Here is a 15,604-nt window from a genome sequence, read left to right as displayed (position 1 = left end):
TGCAGGGGATAGGAACATGAGTGCGGCTCGCAAACTGCATCTGAACACGAACGTTACCGGCACGGGCCGTCATCCCGCGGGCTGGCGCACGCTCGACAACCCGAAGTCGATCATCGACCTCGGCTTCTTCACCGCGATCGCGCAGATCGCCGAGCGCGGTAAGCTCGATGCCGTGTTTCTGTCCGACGCGCTGGCGTTGCGTGGCCACGCAAACGGTCCCGCGCAGTCGCTCGAACCGACGGTGCTGCTCACCGCGCTCGCGGGTGTCACGCAGCACGTCGGGCTGATCGGCACTGCGTCGACGACGTTCAACGATCCGTTCAACCTCGCGCGCCGCTTCGCGTCGGTGGACCATCTGAGCGCCGGCCGGGTCGCATGGAACGCGGTGACGACGTACGACCCGCAGGCGGCCGCCAATTTCAGCTTTGGCGAAGCGCCGGACAAGCCGGCGCGGTACGCGCGCGCGGCGGAATTCGTCGATGTCGTGCTGAAGCTGTGGGATAGCTGGGAAGACGATGCGCTCGTCGCCGATCGCGCGAGCGGGCTCTATGCGGACCCGGCCCGCGTGCATGCGATCGCGCACCACGGCCCGCACTTCCAGGTGCGCGGGCCGCTGAACCTGCCGCGCAGCCCGCAAGGCCGGCCGGTGCTGGTGCAGGCCGGCGGCTCGGACGCGGGCGTCGCGCTCGCCGCGCGCGATGCCGATGCGGTGTTCACCGCGCAGACCACTTTCGAGGGCGCACAGGCGTTCTACCGCGACATCAAGGCACGCGCCGCAGCGCACGGCCGCGATCCGGCTCATCTGCTGGTCCTGCCCGGCCTCTATCCGGTGATCGGCGGCACGCTCGCCGAAGCGCGCCAACGCAAGGCCGAGATGGACGCGCTGCTCGAGCGCAGTGCCGAGCTCGCGAAGTTCGCCGGCGCGCTCGGTGTCGAGCCCGCCGACCTGCGTCTCGATGAACCGCTGCCGTATGAGCTGATCGACAGCGGTGCGCGTTCCGACGTCTCCGGCGGCTTCATCCGCTCGACCGTGCTGCTCGCCCGCAGCGAGAACCTGACGGTGCGCGATCTGCTCGATCGCAATCCCGGCGCGCACCGGATGCTGGTGGGTACGCCGGAGACCATCGCGGACGACATCGAGCGCTGGTTCAACGGCCGCGCGGCGGATGGCTTCAACCTGAATGCGGATGTGTTTCCGTCGGGGCTCGCGGATTTCGTCGATCAGGTCGTGCCGCTGTTGCAGCGCAAGGGCATCTTCCGCCGCGAGTACGAAGGCACGACGCTGCGTGAACACTATGGTCTGCCACGGCCGCCGAGCCGCTACGCCGATGCGCAAGCGGGCATCGGCGCGGCCGTGGCCGATGCGGTCTCTTGAAGGAGTGAGTATGTCTACACGTGAATCCACTTTTGCGGTGGCCCCCGCGCCGGCTGCCGGCGCGACGCCGCTGCGACGCCTGACGCTGCGCGAACCGCTGCTGCGTTCTATCGTGCCGGTGCTGCTGATCGTGCTGTGGCAACTGGCCTCGTCGCTCGGTGTAGCAAGCGAATTCGTGCTGCCGTCGCCCGCGTCCGTGCTCGCCGCCTATCGCGAGCTCTGGCAATCGGGCGATCTGCAGGATGCGCTGAAGATTTCGCTCGCGCGTGCGGCGCTGGGCCTCCTGATCGGCGGGGGCGCGGGGCTGCTGCTGGGCGTGGCCTCCGGCTTGAGCAAGTCCGCCGAACGCGGCTTCGACAGCGTGCTGCAGATGCTGCGTACCATACCGTTCATCGCGCTCGTGCCGATCTTCGTCGTGTGGTTCGGCATCGGCGAAGTGTCGAAGGTCGCGCTGATCGTCGGAGCGGCCATTTCGCCGATGTATCTGAGCACCTGGCACGCGATACGCGGCATCGCCCCCAAGCTGCTGGAACTTGGCCGCACGTTTCGCCTGACGCGTGCGCATCAGATTCGCCTCATCATCCTGCCGATGTCATTGCCCGGCATACTCGTCGGCGTTCGCTACGCGGCGGCCATCTCGCTGCTGGCGCTGGTGGCGGCGGAGCAGATCAACGCCAGCGCCGGGATCGGCTACATCCTGAACAACGCCAACCAGTTCCAGCGCACCGACATCATCATCGCGGGCATCCTCGTCTATGCGGCGCTGGGTATCGGCGTCGACGCGCTGCTGCGCTATATCGAGCGAAAGGCGCTCGCCTGGCGAGGTGCACATGTCTGAGCTCGCATACGAAACGGAACAGGACACCGCGCCCGTCGTCGCGAGCCTGTCGCGCGTCGGCAAGCGCTACGGCGAGAACAGCGTGCTCGATCAGGTCGACTTCACGGTACGCAAGGGCGAGGTAGTCGCGCTCGTCGGACCGTCCGGCACCGGCAAGACCACGCTGCTGCGGCTACTCGCGGGACTCGAATCGGCGACGAGCGGCCGCACGGAAGTGTCGGCGAATACCTCGGTCGTGTTCCAGGAACCACGCCTGATCGGTGCGCTGCGGGTGTGGGCGAACGTGCTGCTCGACGACGCGCACAAGCCCGATGCGACGGCACGGGCGCGCGCCGCGCTGCAGGACGTTGGTCTCGAAGACAAGCTGTCGAGCTGGCCCGTCAGCCTCTCGGGCGGCCAGGCTCAGCGCGTGGCCGTGGCCCGCGCGCTGTATCGGCGGCCCGACCTGATGCTGCTCGACGAGCCGTTCAGTGCGCTCGACGCCTTCACGCGGCGAAGCATCCAGAGCCTCGTGCTGAAGCTGTGGGACCACTACCGGTTCGGCGTCGTGATCGTGACGCACGACCTCGACGAGGCGTTGATTCTCGCCGACCGGATCGTGATTCTCTCGAAAGGCAGGATCTGCCACGAGACGCGGGTCGATTTGCCGCGCGAGCGTGACGTGACCTCGCCCGAATTCAATGCGCTGAAGCGCGACCTGCTCCGACAGTTCTCGCTCAGTGTCGCCTGACTTTTTCCATTCATCACCCAGGATTGCCATGTCGTTTAAAAAATCGCTCTACGCAGGCGTTGCCGCATTGCTCGCCAGCTTCACGCTCGCCACCTCGGGCACGGCTCAAGCCCAAAATCAGCAGGTCGATGTGAAGAACACCAAGCTCGTGATTGCCTACCAGGACCCTGCGTTTCCCGCGTTGATCCGCAAGTCGGGCGTGGTCGACGGCACGCCTTACCAGATCGAATGGGTGCTGCTGACCGGGCCGGCCGCCAATCTGTCGGCGCTGTACGCGGGCCGGATCGACCTCGGTCATATGGGTGACACCTCGCTCACGATCGAGCAGGCCAACGCGCGCACCGATTGGACCAAGGACTCGACGCCGCTGCGCATCGTCGCAGGCTGGCGCAACGCGTATTCGAAGGACTATCCGCCGGAGATCACCGCGCTGCGCACGAGCGCGGGCATCACGAGCGTTCAGGCCATCAAGGGACACAAGTTCGGCTACAACTACGGTGGCTACAACCATGCGCAATATCTGGCGACGCTGGTCAAGGCCGGCTTGAACGAGAAAGACGTGCAGCCGATCAAGTTCGCGGACGGTGCGACGTCCGCGGCGGGCTTCAACGCGGGGCAGGTTGACGTTTATGCGGGCGCGCTTGGCCCGGTCCTGCCGACAATCAGGTCGGGCGCGGGCCACGTTCTGCTGAGCGACCGCGACACGCAGATTCCGGCGCTCAACGTCTGGACGACCACGTCGGCCGATCTGAAAGACCCCGTCAAGGTAGCGGCGCTGCAGGATTTCTTCTTCCGCATGTCGGGTTACTGGTCCTGGCACGATGCGCACAAGGATGAGGTGATCGGCATTCTCAAGGACACGCTGAAGATCTCCGACGAACGCGCCGCGTTCGAGTACCAGGTGCGCAGCGGCAGCTTCGTCAAGTTCGACAAGGGCCTGCTCGGTGAGGAACAGAACATCGCCGACATCCTCTACGACGGACACGCGATCCGCAAGAAGGTGAAGGTCGACGTCGAATACGATCCGCGCTTCAATGCGGCGCAGAAAGCGATCTGGCCGATCCCGTCGAAAGACTGACCCGCCGCTGCGATCCCGCGCGCCGAACCGCTGGCGCTAGACGTTGACGAACCGTCGTTCGAGCCAGCGCGTGACCAGCGAGATCGGATAGCAGTAGGCGAAGAAGATCGCCAGTGTCGCCAGGTAAGTGAGAACCGTGAAGCTGGACCTGGCGACCGTGCTGCTCGCGATCTGCGCGGTGTCGATCAGATCGTGAACGCCGACCAGCGACGACAACGCCGTCCCCATCGTGATGATCGCGTAGACGTTCATCCACGGCGGCAGCATGCGGCGCACGCACTGCGGCAGCACGATGTGCAGCAGAATCTGCGCGCGCGAAAACGCCAGTGAGCCCGCTGCCTCCCACTGCGTAGTAGGAATCGATGCCACCGCGCCGCGAAACACTTCGGCAATGTTCGCGCTGGCCGGAAGTGCCAACGCGAGCGTCACCTTCATCCAGTCGGGAAACGGCAATGTCGTGCCGAATACGCTGAATTCGAAGGGAAAGACGTAAGTGGTGAAATAGACGAGAACCAGCCACGGCGCGTTGCGAAAGACCTGAACCCAGATCCTCGCGAGGCGTCCCGGCCACGAAGCTGCAAGTGCGAGCGCGCCAATCAGCAGACCGAGGACGGAGCCCGCCACGATCGCACCAAGGCTGATGAGGACATTCAACGCGAAGCCGTAGGCGAGCGCGGGCGTCCACTCGACGAAGCGCGCGAGCGTTTCGCCACGCGAGCCTGAGTCGGGCGAAAACACCCACAACAGTGCACCGGCGATCAGCACGCCAAGCGCGGCGGCTATGCCGGGCGTGAGCGCTTTTGTGCGAGCGGGGTCGTCGCGAAGACGATCGAGGTTGGAGGCAGCCTTGGGGGCAGCCGGGTCGAGCGATCTATACGCCATAGCCGGGAATCCACAAACGTTTTTCGAGCCATCGACCTGCACGGCTGACTAGCCATGTCAGCACGCCAAAGAACAGCAGAATCAGTACCATCAGCGCAAGCACGTTGTCGCGCTGCGTCCAGATCATGATCGACTGGTAGGTGAGGTCGCCCACCGCGATTGCGGACGCAAGCGCGGTCGCCTTCACCAGTTCGACGAAGTTGTTGACGAGTGCCGGCAGGGCCGTGCGAAACGCGAGCGGCAATTCGATGCGCCAGAAGCGCGTCGCACGATCGAAGCCGAGCGACGCCGCGCCTTCGAGCGTTTGCACGGGCAATGCGTCGAAGCCCGCGCGTAACGCTTCCGCGTGGAATGCGCCCTTGTGCAGCGACAGGACCAGCACGACCCAGAAGAACGGCTTGAACGGATTGTCGAGGTGGGTCTCGCGCAGCCATTGCGTAATGAGCATGTTCAGCACGAGAAACGCGCAGTAAAGCTGCACGATTGTTGGGGTATTGCGTGTCAGCTCAATGAACGCGCGCGCCGCGCCGGCAATCCACGCATTGCGGTGACGCAGCGCGAGCAGCAGCAAGAGGCCGGCGAGCGCGCTGCCGAGCATCGTCGCGACGACCAGTTCGACGCTGACCGCGATGCCTTGTACGAAGGGCACGCGTTCGTAGGCATCGAGCAGAAAGCGATAGTCGAGCCCGGCGTGCGCGGCCGCGTCGATCAGCGCATGGAACGAGGCGGCCATGCTCATTGCAGCGCGGGCAATTGCCGGTGCCACTCGGCTAGCGCCGGAGACGGCGGCGTCAGGCCATTTTTCGCCTCGTCATCGATCAGCCAGCCGGTGCGATGCCAGTCGCGCACGATCGCATCGAGCTTCGCGGCCGTGTCCTTTTCGCCTTGCCGTACCCAGATCACCGACGGCGCCGGTTCGAGCTCCGGCTGCAGCGTGCGGTAGTCGCGCCATTCGGGATCATGCTGTTGGAGCGGATAAAGCAGCGGTGCGGCGTCGTGAACGGCCGCGACGCAACTGCCGCCGCGCAGCGCCAGGAGCGATTGCGACGCGCCCGGGAATGCGCGCGGCACGGCGCCGTACTTCTCCACGACGGGCCGGATATAGCTGCTGCCTTGCGAAATGCAGACGGGCTTGCCGCGCAGGTCTTCCCACTTCGTGATGCCGCTCGATTTCGGCGTAATGGCGGTCCCGCCGACGCGATAGTAAGGCGTCGGCACATGGTCGAGAATCTCGCCGCGCTGCGCGTTGTACTCCATGTTCGCGATCAGGATGTCGACCTTGCCCTGCTGCAGGAACTGCACGCGCGTGGACGGCTGGACCGACACCAGTTGAACCTTCACGCCGAGACGCTTGCCGATGTCGTTCGCGAGGTCGACGTTCATGCCGCGCGGCTGCTGGGTTTGCGGATCGAGCGACCCGAACGGACTGCCGCCGATCAGCACGCCGACCGCGATTTCATGGCGTGAATTGATCTTGTCGAGGGTCTGGTCTGCATACGCCGGTGAGAAGGCCGCGACGCCAACACCGGCGGCAATCGAGGTGAGCAGGGAGAAGGATGACAGTCGTTTGGTATATGCCGCTTTGCCTGATTTCATGAGCGATGGGATAGGAGGAGGGAGATGTGTGTCTCGCGTCGACGAAAATGCCACTGCGACGCATACCCTATGCCAAAGCCGATGCGCGGCAAACCAAATGAATCTGCTAAGCAAAGCACACGGATGTTAAAGCGTGTGCTCGCATGCCATTGCGAGGTTATCGGTTACATTGCAGATCGCCGAATATCTTTTCGCTTATTCGTTGGTTCGTAATTGGCGGGCTGATTCCTAGAATGCCTGGTTGTAAAGCGGGAAGAGTGCGAAGTGTGCTTTTGTGCCCGCAGCTCCGCTTTGACGACAGGACACCCAATGACTGAATTGATTTTCTCGGTTCGTGCGGCACGTATCGGTCTCGCATCCACTGAGGGTGCCACGGTGCGCGCGAGCAACGAGACAAGCGCAGCCACCGGTTCGCCTGGCGATGCACTGCTGTCATTGCGCGACGTGCGGCTTTCGTACGGCAGCACAGCCGTACTCAACGGCATCGATCTGTCGGTCAGGCGTGGCCAGGCCGTTTCGATCATCGGCCCTTCTGGCTCGGGCAAGTCGACGATTCTGCGTTGCATCAACGGCTTGCTCGCGCCGCAAAGCGGCGAGATCACCGTCGACGGCATCGACGTGCGCGCGCAAAAGACGGATGCGCAGCGTGTTGCGCTGCGCAAGCGGATCGGTTTCGTGTTTCAGCAATACAACCTGTTTCCGCATCTGAGCGTGCTCGAGAATCTGACCATCGCGCCGGTGCGGGTGCTGGGCCGCAGCCGTGCCCAGGCGGAAAGCGACGCTCACGCGTTGCTAGCCAAGGTGCGTCTCGCCGACAAGGCAAAGGCTTATCCGGGCGCGCTGTCCGGCGGGCAGCAGCAGCGGGTCGCGATTGCGCGCACGCTGGCGATGCGGCCCGACCTGATCCTGTTCGACGAAGTCACCTCGGCGCTCGACCCCGAGACGGTGGGCGAAGTGCTGAACGTGATCGGCGAACTGGTCGACGAAGGGCAGACCTGCGTGCTCGTCACGCACGAAATGCGCTTTGCCGAAGACATCAGCGACGAAGTGTTTTTCACGGAAGGCGGCGTGATCGTCGAACATGGCAGTGCGCAGCAGCTGTTCGGCAACCCCGTCCACGACAGAACTCGACTCTTTTTGCAACGCGCCCGCGGCGAAGACCGTGCGAGCCGCGCGGCGACGTTACCCCACGACAACCCATGACACGACCATGACGACAACCACGAACGAAGCGAGCAGCCCAATTGCCGCACAGCGCCGCGAAGCAGTGCAGGATCTGCTTGCCGACGTCCGCCGGATCATCGCTGAAAAGGGCGTCACGCGCGAAGCGCTGAATGCGATCAGCGGGCTGCTGCTCGAACTCGCGACGCGGCGCGCACTGTTCGACGCCACCGATTTTCCGCCGCCGCGGGCCGACAGTGGCGACACCTCGACCCGCTACCGGCTCAATCCCGGCGAAGATGGGCTCGCCTTGTACCTCAACTCGCTGCAGCCCGGCAAGACGACGATCCCGCACAACCACGACACATGGGCCGTGATTGCGGCTATCGACGGCGCGGAGCTGAACCGTATCTATCGACGTACCGACGACGGCCGTGATCCGGCGCGCGCCACGCTCGAACTGTCGCACGAAGTGGTGGTGCGGCCGGGTGTACCGATTGCCTTTCTCCCTGACGACATCCACAGCATTCATGTCGGCGGCGCGGAGCCGACGCTTCACTTCCATCTCTATGGCCGTCCGCTCGAAACGCTGACGGACCGCCTCGGCTTCGAAACCGATACTGGCCTCGTGGTGCGCTACAACGCGAAGCACATGCAGCGCGCCACCCAGGCGGTCGGCTGATGGCGTCGCCTGGCGATCGACTGCACACGCGCGTGGTGCACGCGGGCTCGCCGCCATTCGAGGACGGCGTCGCGCCCGTGAACGTTCCGGTCGTGCGTACCAGCACGGTGCGCTTCGCGAGTGAGGCGGTTCGCGCGAGCCTGCACCACCGGCGCGAAGCGGGCGAGCCCGTCAGCATGTATGGGCGTCATGGCATGGCGACGCATCGTGCGCTGGAGGCCGCCATCGGTGAACTGGAGGGGGCGAGCGACGTATTGCTGGCGCCTTCGGGTCTGTCGGCCATCTCGCTCGTTTTCATCGCGCTGCTGTCGCCGGGCGATCACGTGCTCGTGCAGGACGGCGTCTACGGCCCGGTGCGCGAGCGCGTGGAACCTCTGCTCACACGGCTTGGCGTGTCGTTCAGCTATTTCAGCGCGAGCGACGGTGTGCCCGCAGCGCTCCTGCGTGCTGAAACGCGCCTGATCTACGCGGAATCGCCATCGTCGTTCTTGTATGAAGTGATCGATCTGCCCGCGCTTGCGGCGTTTGCGCGCGAGCATTCGGTGCTGCTGGCGGCGGACAACACATGGGGCGCGGGATTGCTCTACCAGCCGCTCGCGCTCGGCGCCGATATTGCCGTCCAGGCGACCACCAAATATCTGGGCGGTCATTCGGATCTGATGCAAGGGGCGGTGTCGACTTCGAACCCGCAACTCGCTCGCACGTTGCGCGACACACACGACGCCCTCGGCCTGAGCGTGGGCGCCGACGACGCCTCCCTCGCGCTGCGCGGCATCCGCACGCTGGCCGTGCGTCTCGCCCAGCATGGGCGCAATGCGCTCGAAGTCGCGCGCTATCTACAGAGCGAGTGCAGTGCGGTTGCGCGGGTGTTCTATCCGGCGCTGCCCGAAGATCCGGGACACGCATTGTGGCGTCGCGACTTCAAGGGCGCGAATGGACTCGTATCGTTTGCTTTGCGGCAAGCGAGCCGCGAGCAGGCGAGCGCATTCGTCGACGCCCTGCGGCTGTTCGGCATCGGTGCTTCGTGGGGCGGCTATGAGAGCCTCGCGCTCGTCGCGCCGCAGTCGCGCTTGCGCGAGCACAGCTACTGGCGCGGCAGCGAGCCGGTCGTACGCCTGCATGTCGGACTTGAAGATCCGGTCGACCTGATAGGTGATTTGCGGCAAGCGTTTCGGCACGTCCTTCAATAAGCGCCGTCCCTTCTCAACTTCTTGCTCTTCGACTTCCAATGGCAGACATTTTTTCGCTGATCCCCGCGACCACCGTGCGCGAATGGTTGAACGACAACGACGAGATCGCGCTTTTCGACGTGCGAGAAGCCGGCGAGTTCGGCGAGGGCCATCCGTTCTTCGCGGTTCCGCTGCCGTATAGCCGGCTTGAACTCGATATCGGCCGACTCGCGCCACGGCGTGATGTACGCATCGTCCTGCTCGATGCCGGCACGGACGACCAAGCAATAGCACGGCGCGCGGCACGGCGGCTTCATGCATTGGGCTACACGCGGTTGTCCGTTCTGAAGGACGGTGCGCGCGGTTGGGCCGCGGCCGGTTACACGCTGTTCAAGGGCGTGAACGTGCCGTCGAAGACCTTTGGCGAACTCGTCGAGCATGCGTACGGGACGCCGCACATTTCGGCCGCCGAGCTCGCCCGATTGCAGGCGGAACGCGCGCCGCTGATTCTGCTCGACGGACGCACCGTCGAAGAGCACACGAAGATGACGATACCGGGCGCGGTGAGCTGCCCCAACGGCGAATTGGCCTATCGCTTCGGTGCGTTGGCGGCAGACGCTCGCACGCCGGTCGTGATCCATTGCGCGGGCCGTACGCGCAGCATCATCGGCGCGCAGGTGTTGCGCAGTCTGGGCGTGCCGAATCCGGTCGTCGCGCTCGAAAACGGCACGCAAGGCTGGGCGCTGGCAGGTCTGCAACTCGAACATGGCAGCACGCGGCGCTATCCGGATACGATCGAAGAAGCTGTATCGAGCGAAGCGCGTGAGCGTGCAACGGCACTCGCCGCACGTTTCGCCGTGACCACGCTCGACGTGCAGGCAGCGCAGGCATGGCTCGACGCGGTCGAGCGCACCACCTATCTGCTCGACATCCGCAGCGCCGCTGAATTCGCGCATGACGGCGTGCCGGCCGCCGTGCACGCGCCCGGCGGTCAACTGCTTCAGGCGACGGACCAGACCATCGGCGTACGCCGTGCACGCGTGCTGCTGGTCGACTACGACGGCACACGCGCGCCCGTCATTGCGGCCTGGCTGGTGCAACTGGGCCTTGAAACCGCGCTGGTCGCGGCCCGTGATGCGCACGCATTGCGGCGTCTCGCGCCGCAAGCCGCCGCGCATGGCGCCGTTGAAGAACAACTGATCGATGCGGACGGACTGCGCAAGTTGCGCGGCGCCGAAGGTGTGCATGTGCTCGACCTGCGCTCGAGCGCCGCCTATCGCAGTGGGCATCCCGAGCGGGCGCAGTGGTCGATCCGTCCGCGATTGCTTGCGGCGCTCGCGGAGGTGGCTCCGTCGCAGCGGATCGTGTTGCTGGCGGAGTCGCGGTCGCTAGCCGCGCTGGCGGCGCTCGACCTGCGTGAGGCGGGCATCGGTCAGGTATCGATTGCGAAAGACGGTATCGATACGTTCAGGCAAGCTGGCTATGCGATCGAGGCATCACCGCAAGCGCCGGCGGATAGCGAGCGCATCGACTATCTGTTCTTCGTGCATGACCGCCACGAAGGCAATCTCGATGCGGCGCGCGCCTATCTCGCGTGGGAAACCGGCCTGATCGCGCAGTGCGCGCCGGACGAGCTTCAACAGTTTCGCTTCGACCCGCAAGCGTCCGATGCGGGCACGCTTGCCGAGGCGGTTCATTCATGATCGCCGGGAGATCGAAACGCGCGCTGCTGGCCGCGGTGTTTTCGGCTGCCGCTGTGAGCGGGGTCGCCCGCGCCGACGCAACGCTCGACCATATCAAGGCGCGCGGCACGCTGGTCGTAGGCGTTGTGCTCGACGGCACCTATGGCACGCTCGATCCGGCGACACGCAAACCCGTCGGCTACAACGTCGAACTGGCCGAGAGCCTCGCGAATCATCTCGGCGTGAAGTTCGAGGCGGTCGAAGTGACGCCGCCCAACCGCGTGCAGTTCCTGCAGCAGGGCAAGGTCGACGCGTTGATCGCCAGCATGCAGTACACGAAAGAGCGCGACGAAATCCTCGGCTATGTGCCGACGCCCTTCGAAGAGATTGGCGGCAGCGCGATGGTGCACAAAGGGTCGGGCATCCACGATTGGAAAGATCTGCGCGACAGGCCGGTGTGCGTTTCGCAAGGCAGCAACTACACGAAGCCGCTGATAGAACAATTCGGTGCGCAGGTCAAAGCCTTCAAGGGCATGCCCGAAGCTCTGCTCGCGCTTCGAGGCGGGACCTGTGTCGCATCGGTTCATGTGACGCCGGGTATTCAGGCGCGCATTGCGAGTACCACGGGCGAGTGGAAGGACTATGAGTCGCCGATGCCGACACAACTGATTCCATCGCCTTCGGTGATCTGGGTTCGCAAAGGGCAGACGGACACCATTGCCGCCTTCGACAAGATCGTCAAGGACTGGCACAACACCGGCTTCCTGATCGATGAAGGCAACAAATGGCACATGCCGCCTTCAAAACAGTTGCTCGATTGGCATCAGCAATACGCCGCCAACAAGGAAAAATGATATGACACAGATTGCCGATGTGGACCGCGACGCACGCCGAACGCTCGAACTGCTCGGACCTGCGCCCGATAACTGGGTGCCCGAGCGGCCCGGCATCGATCACGACGTCTTTATCGTGGGCGGCGGGCAGACGGGGTGCGCGTTCGCATTTGCGCTGCGGCGCGCGGGCATTGGCCGCGTCAGCGTGATCGACGCGGCGGCGAATGCGGCGAAGGCTGGCGTGTGGCTGAACCGCGCGCGCATGAACAAGCTGCGCACACCGAAGATTCTCGTCGGACCGGAGGGCGGTTTGCCGGGGCTGGGCTTTCGCGCATGGTACGAAGCGCGCTTCGGCGAGGCGTCCTATCAGGAGATCGATCGGATTCCGCGTGAACGATGGGCGGAGTATCTCGCGTGGTATCGCGAGTTTCTGCAGATTCCCGTTCGCTACGGCACGCGGCTCGTGCGCATCGAGCCGCAGGATGCGCATTTCCGTCTGCATCTGGACGTGAACGGAAGCACCCATGTGGAAACGGCTCGCAAGCTACTGTTGTGCAACGGCGTCGCGGGTAACGGCGGCGCATTCGTGCCGCCTGTGCTCGCGCAACTGCCGGCGCGGTTCGTCGCGCATACATCCGATCCTATCGACTTCGTTGCGCTGCGCGGCAAGTCGGTCGCGGTAGTAGGCGGCGCCGCGTCCGCGTTCGATGCCGCCGCGACCGCGCTCGAAGCGGGGGCGGCCGAGGTCCATCTGTTCGCGCGTCGCGCGTCGCTCGCGGCCACGCCTGTGTCACGCGCGCGCGCCTATCCCGGTGCGTACGACAACTACTTCGATCTGCCCGACGCGCTACGTTGGGCGCAGGCGTTGCGCTTCAAGCGCTCTGGCTCGACGGCGCCGCCGGATTCGATCGAACGCGTGACGCGTTTCGACAATTTTCATCTGCATCTGGGCACGCAATGGGAATCCGCGCGTGAAACCGCAGGGCAGATCGAGGCCGTCGCAGCGGGCGAATCGCTTCGTTTCGATTTCGCGATTGCGGGAACCGGCTATTTCATCGATCCGGCCGCGCGTCCCGAGCTCGCCGGCTTTGCCTCGCAAATCCTGTTGTGGCGCGACCGGTTCACACCGCCGCAAGGCGATGCAGATGACGAACTCGGCGCACATCCGTATCTCGGCGAGGCACTCGAATACCAGCAGAAAGTAGCGGGACAGGCGCCCTTTCTGAAGGACATCCACGTCTACAATCCGGCCGGATTCGTCAGCGCGGGCGTGCCCGTCGGCGACGTGCCGAGCATGAAGCGCGATATCCCCGCGGTAGTGCGAAGGATCAGCCGCGATCTGTTTCTCGCCGATATCGATTCGCACCAGCGGCGGCTCTCTGCGGACGTGCCCGCCGAATTCGATGAGTCCGCGTATGCGGCGAGCATCTGGCGCCGGGAGACATCGAGCGCCTGAAGCCATGATGAACGGCCAGGGAAGGGTGGACGAATGACGCATTTGCGCGCATTGTTCGCCACCGCTTCGCCGATGAGCCCCCGACTCACGTCGCGGCACAGGCCGCAACCTAGGAGAGCAATGATGAGTGCAGCCCCCATCACCGAACAAGCCGAACTCCAGATCAGCCCACTGTCCGCTCATATCGGCGCGGAAATCAGCGGAGTCGATCTGACCCGACCCCTCGATCAGAAGCAGATACACGCGATCCGCGCCGCGTTGCTGAAATGGCGCGTCGTGTTCTTTCGCGAGCAGTTTCTAAGCCACGAGCAGCATGTCGCCTTCTCCGCGCAATTCGGCGAACTGACGGTCGGGCATCCTGTGTTCGGCCACGTCGAAGGTTACCCACAGATCTACTCGATTGCAAAGTTCCGCAAGGCGACGCGCTTCGAAGGTCAGCCGTTGTTGCGGCCGTGGACCGGCTGGCACACCGATGTGACGGCGGCCGTCAATCCGCCATTCGCGTCGATTCTGCGTGGCGTCACGATTCCGCCCTACGGCGGCGACACGCAATGGACCAACCTCGTCATCGCCTATGAAAAGCTGTCCGAGCCGTTGCGCAACTTCGTCGACGGTCTGCGCGGCGTGCATCGCTTCGTGCCGCCGCAAGGAGCGAAAGGCACCGAAGCGTTTGCGTCGGCGGTCGAACAGCATGCGCTCGTCAGCGAGCATCCGCTCGTGCGCGTGCATCCGGAGACCAGCGAGCGCGCGCTCTACGTGAGCCCCGGGTTTCTGAAGCAGATTGCCGGCGTCACGCCGCGCGAAAGCCAGGCACTGCTCGAACTGCTGTGGGAACACGTGACGCGACCGGAATTCACGGTGCGCTTCAGATGGGAAGCGGGCAGCGTGGCGTTCTGGGACAACCGCACGACCGCGCATCTCGCGCCGACCGATATCTTCGATCTCGACTTCGATCGCCAGTTGTATCGCACGACGCTGGTCGGCGATGTGCCGGTCGGACCGGACGGGCGGCCGTCGGTGTCGCTCGAAGGTTCGCCGGTGGGAGCGGCCGCCGCCATTGCGCTGAATTGAACGAAGACCGCCCGTTGGGCGTTCCGGTTCGATTGGCCGCGGGCCGCGCGGTCCGATGATGGCTACGCGGCCCGACAACGTAGCACTCAGAGCGCGAAACGGCCTTCCGCGACGAACGTCGGCAGCGGATTGCGCGGACTCGGCGTCTCGCGCTTTTGCAGGGCCTCGGGCAACGAAGCTTTGTCGCCGGCACGACCGATAGCGACCGCCGCTTCGATCGCATAGTCCTCGGGGATCACGAGTTCCGCGCGGATATGCTCCCGTTCGATGCCGGCAAGGCCGTGCGCTTTCCACCCCGACAGGCTTGCCTGCAGGGCGAAATAGGCCCACGCGGCGCCTGTATCGAACGAATGCGACGCGAGCGGCACTTCCGTCGCCGCACCCGGTGGCGTGAACGTGCGCTTCGACAGTACGATCAGGATCGCGGCCGCATGCTGTGCCCAGCTGCGGTTGAACTCGTTCAGGAAGCCCAGAAAACGCGCCCAGTGCTCCGTGTCGCGACGCGCATAGACGAAGCGCCACGGCTGCGAGTTATACGACGAGGGCGCCCAGCGCGCCGCTTCGAGAAAAGTCAGCAACGTCGATTCGGCAATCGTGTCCTGGGTGAACGCGCGCGGCGACCAGCGCTCGAGAAATTGCCTGTCGATCGGATGGTCGGCGGTACGGGAGTTCGATGTGGTCATGTCTATGCCATTGAAAAGAAAACGGGGCGCGTCGCTTTTCGGGGTAGGCGCGCCAGAGTGAGAACCTTAAGTCGCAGCAAACGCAAATCCTGCTAAAGCCGCTGAGCGTCGATCCGTGGACCCAAAACACCCGGCGCGCCGATTCTCGAACACCCGTACGGACTGCCGTCGGCGCATGAAGCGAATGTGATTCGCCGTGCCGCGCGCTCAGCGCGTGGATCTTGAATCGCAACGGCATCGTGCCGGACGATGCGCGCCTCGACGCCCGGTCGCTGGCCGCCATCAACATGCCCAACCGCGATGGCTTCGTGCCGGACCCACGGCCGGGCAGACTGTGACAGGCGTTTGGCCGGCGCGCTGATTGTGCC

General features: G+C 64.7%; 15 protein-coding genes and 2 pseudogenes. 13 read left to right on the top strand and 4 right to left on the bottom strand.

Going from position 1 to position 15,604, the window contains the following annotated elements; translation table 11 throughout:
* Positions 1–16: 16 nt before the first annotated feature.
* The 4 genes from G5S42_RS33320 to G5S42_RS33305 are packed head-to-tail and all read left to right on the top strand — an operon-like array spanning position 17 to position 4,021.
* Positions 17–1,375, top strand: coding sequence for an LLM class flavin-dependent oxidoreductase (locus G5S42_RS33320; protein WP_176111035.1), 1,359 nt, complete (start codon positions 17–19; stop codon positions 1,373–1,375).
* Between the two features lie 10 nt (positions 1,376–1,385).
* Complete coding sequence (locus G5S42_RS33315) at positions 1,386–2,213, top strand: ABC transporter permease (RefSeq protein WP_176111034.1); 828 nt, start codon at positions 1,386–1,388, stop codon at positions 2,211–2,213.
* A complete protein-coding gene (locus G5S42_RS33310) occupies positions 2,206–2,943 on the top strand; it encodes an ABC transporter ATP-binding protein (protein ID WP_176111033.1) in 738 nt (245 codons plus the stop codon). Before G5S42_RS33315 ends, G5S42_RS33310 begins: the two co-directional genes overlap by 8 nt.
* A gap of 28 nt (positions 2,944–2,971) precedes the next feature.
* Entirely contained in the window at positions 2,972–4,021 is a 1,050-nt protein-coding gene (locus G5S42_RS33305) for an ABC transporter substrate-binding protein (RefSeq protein WP_176111032.1), read from the top strand.
* A gap of 36 nt (positions 4,022–4,057) precedes the next feature.
* Here G5S42_RS33305 and G5S42_RS33300 read toward each other — a convergent pair whose 3' ends face one another.
* Genes G5S42_RS33300 through G5S42_RS33290 form a run of 3 tightly spaced genes read right to left on the bottom strand, consistent with a single transcriptional unit; the run spans position 4,058 to position 6,499 of the window.
* On the bottom strand, positions 4,058–4,903 hold the full coding sequence (locus G5S42_RS33300) for an amino acid ABC transporter permease (protein ID WP_176111031.1): 846 nt from the start codon (positions 4,901–4,903) through the stop codon (positions 4,058–4,060).
* Complete coding sequence (locus G5S42_RS33295) at positions 4,893–5,636, bottom strand: amino acid ABC transporter permease (RefSeq protein WP_176111951.1); 744 nt, start codon at positions 5,634–5,636, stop codon at positions 4,893–4,895. Before G5S42_RS33295 ends, G5S42_RS33300 begins: the two co-directional genes overlap by 11 nt.
* Before the next feature lie 2 nt (positions 5,637–5,638).
* Complete coding sequence (locus G5S42_RS33290) at positions 5,639–6,499, bottom strand: transporter substrate-binding domain-containing protein (protein WP_176111030.1); 861 nt, start codon at positions 6,497–6,499, stop codon at positions 5,639–5,641.
* 309 nt (positions 6,500–6,808) lie between these two features.
* On the opposite strand from G5S42_RS33290, the gene G5S42_RS33285 reads away from it, so the two are divergent.
* From G5S42_RS33285 to G5S42_RS33255, 7 genes are all read left to right on the top strand, one after another.
* A complete protein-coding gene (locus G5S42_RS33285; protein WP_281375135.1) occupies positions 6,809–7,702 on the top strand; it encodes an amino acid ABC transporter ATP-binding protein in 894 nt (297 codons plus the stop codon).
* A gap of 7 nt (positions 7,703–7,709) precedes the next feature.
* The gene (locus G5S42_RS33280; protein WP_176111029.1) at positions 7,710–8,342 is read left to right on the top strand and encodes a cysteine dioxygenase family protein; all 633 of its coding nucleotides are present in this window, start codon (positions 7,710–7,712) and stop codon (positions 8,340–8,342) included.
* Complete coding sequence (gene metC / locus G5S42_RS33275; protein WP_176111028.1) at positions 8,342–9,532, top strand: cystathionine beta-lyase; 1,191 nt, start codon at positions 8,342–8,344, stop codon at positions 9,530–9,532. Before G5S42_RS33280 ends, metC begins: the two co-directional genes overlap by 1 nt.
* Positions 9,533–9,570: 38 nt before the next feature.
* The gene (locus G5S42_RS33270) at positions 9,571–11,214 is read left to right on the top strand and encodes a rhodanese-like domain-containing protein (protein WP_176111027.1); all 1,644 of its coding nucleotides are present in this window, start codon (positions 9,571–9,573) and stop codon (positions 11,212–11,214) included.
* On the top strand, positions 11,211–12,047 hold the full coding sequence (locus G5S42_RS33265; protein ID WP_176111026.1) for a transporter substrate-binding domain-containing protein: 837 nt from the start codon (positions 11,211–11,213) through the stop codon (positions 12,045–12,047). Before G5S42_RS33270 ends, G5S42_RS33265 begins: the two co-directional genes overlap by 4 nt.
* Position 12,048: 1 nt before the next feature.
* Entirely contained in the window at positions 12,049–13,482 is a 1,434-nt protein-coding gene (locus G5S42_RS33260) for an NAD(P)-binding domain-containing protein (RefSeq protein ID WP_176111025.1), read from the top strand.
* Positions 13,483–13,605: 123 nt separating this feature from the next.
* The gene (locus G5S42_RS33255) at positions 13,606–14,553 is read left to right on the top strand and encodes a TauD/TfdA dioxygenase family protein (protein ID WP_176111024.1); all 948 of its coding nucleotides are present in this window, start codon (positions 13,606–13,608) and stop codon (positions 14,551–14,553) included.
* A gap of 86 nt (positions 14,554–14,639) precedes the next feature.
* On the opposite strand, the gene G5S42_RS33250 is transcribed toward G5S42_RS33255, so the two are convergent.
* Positions 14,640–15,236 (bottom strand): nitroreductase family protein, encoded by a 597-nt coding sequence (locus tag G5S42_RS33250; RefSeq protein ID WP_176111023.1) that lies wholly within the window; start codon positions 15,234–15,236, stop codon positions 14,640–14,642.
* Between the two features lie 86 nt (positions 15,237–15,322).
* Between G5S42_RS33250 and G5S42_RS44565 the strand changes: the two are divergent.
* A pseudogene (locus tag G5S42_RS44565) lies at positions 15,323–15,446 on the top strand (sulfite dehydrogenase); the annotation flags it as partial.
* A pseudogene (locus G5S42_RS33245) lies at positions 15,440–15,574 on the top strand (c-type cytochrome); the annotation flags it as partial. The pseudogenes G5S42_RS44565 and G5S42_RS33245, both read left to right, overlap by 7 nt.
* Positions 15,575–15,604: the final 30 nt, after the last annotated feature.

It is taken from the genome of Paraburkholderia youngii, from assembly GCF_013366925.1.
Classification (GTDB): domain Bacteria; phylum Pseudomonadota; class Gammaproteobacteria; order Burkholderiales; family Burkholderiaceae; genus Paraburkholderia; species Paraburkholderia youngii.
Note: the sequence above shows the minus strand (reverse complement) of the source record. Positions and strands in the feature narration are given on the sequence as shown.

What these genes read in the sequence shown, in the direction of transcription:
- G5S42_RS33285 (WP_281375135.1), top strand. Translation starts at nt 6,809, where the DNA reads ATGACTGAATTGATTTTCTCGGTTCGTGCGGCACGTATCGGTCTCGCA.
- metC (WP_176111028.1), top strand. Translation starts at nt 8,342, where the DNA reads ATGGCGTCGCCTGGCGATCGACTGCACACGCGCGTGGTGCACGCGGGC.
- G5S42_RS33295 (WP_176111951.1), bottom strand. Translation starts at nt 5,636, where the DNA reads ATGGCCGCCTCGTTCCATGCGCTGATCGACGCGGCCGCGCACGCCGGG.
- G5S42_RS33310 (WP_176111033.1), top strand. Translation starts at nt 2,206, where the DNA reads ATGTCTGAGCTCGCATACGAAACGGAACAGGACACCGCGCCCGTCGTC.
- G5S42_RS33265 (WP_176111026.1), top strand. Translation starts at nt 11,211, where the DNA reads ATGATCGCCGGGAGATCGAAACGCGCGCTGCTGGCCGCGGTGTTTTCG.
- G5S42_RS33315 (WP_176111034.1), top strand. Translation starts at nt 1,386, where the DNA reads ATGTCTACACGTGAATCCACTTTTGCGGTGGCCCCCGCGCCGGCTGCC.
- G5S42_RS33300 (WP_176111031.1), bottom strand. Translation starts at nt 4,903, where the DNA reads ATGGCGTATAGATCGCTCGACCCGGCTGCCCCCAAGGCTGCCTCCAAC.
- G5S42_RS33320 (WP_176111035.1), top strand. Translation starts at nt 17, where the DNA reads ATGAGTGCGGCTCGCAAACTGCATCTGAACACGAACGTTACCGGCACG.
- G5S42_RS33290 (WP_176111030.1), bottom strand. Translation starts at nt 6,499, where the DNA reads ATGAAATCAGGCAAAGCGGCATATACCAAACGACTGTCATCCTTCTCC.
- G5S42_RS33305 (WP_176111032.1), top strand. Translation starts at nt 2,972, where the DNA reads ATGTCGTTTAAAAAATCGCTCTACGCAGGCGTTGCCGCATTGCTCGCC.
- G5S42_RS33250 (WP_176111023.1), bottom strand. Translation starts at nt 15,236, where the DNA reads ATGACCACATCGAACTCCCGTACCGCCGACCATCCGATCGACAGGCAA.
- G5S42_RS33270 (WP_176111027.1), top strand. Translation starts at nt 9,571, where the DNA reads ATGGCAGACATTTTTTCGCTGATCCCCGCGACCACCGTGCGCGAATGG.
- G5S42_RS33280 (WP_176111029.1), top strand. Translation starts at nt 7,710, where the DNA reads ATGACGACAACCACGAACGAAGCGAGCAGCCCAATTGCCGCACAGCGC.
- G5S42_RS33260 (WP_176111025.1), top strand. Translation starts at nt 12,049, where the DNA reads ATGACACAGATTGCCGATGTGGACCGCGACGCACGCCGAACGCTCGAA.
- G5S42_RS33255 (WP_176111024.1), top strand. Translation starts at nt 13,606, where the DNA reads ATGAGTGCAGCCCCCATCACCGAACAAGCCGAACTCCAGATCAGCCCA.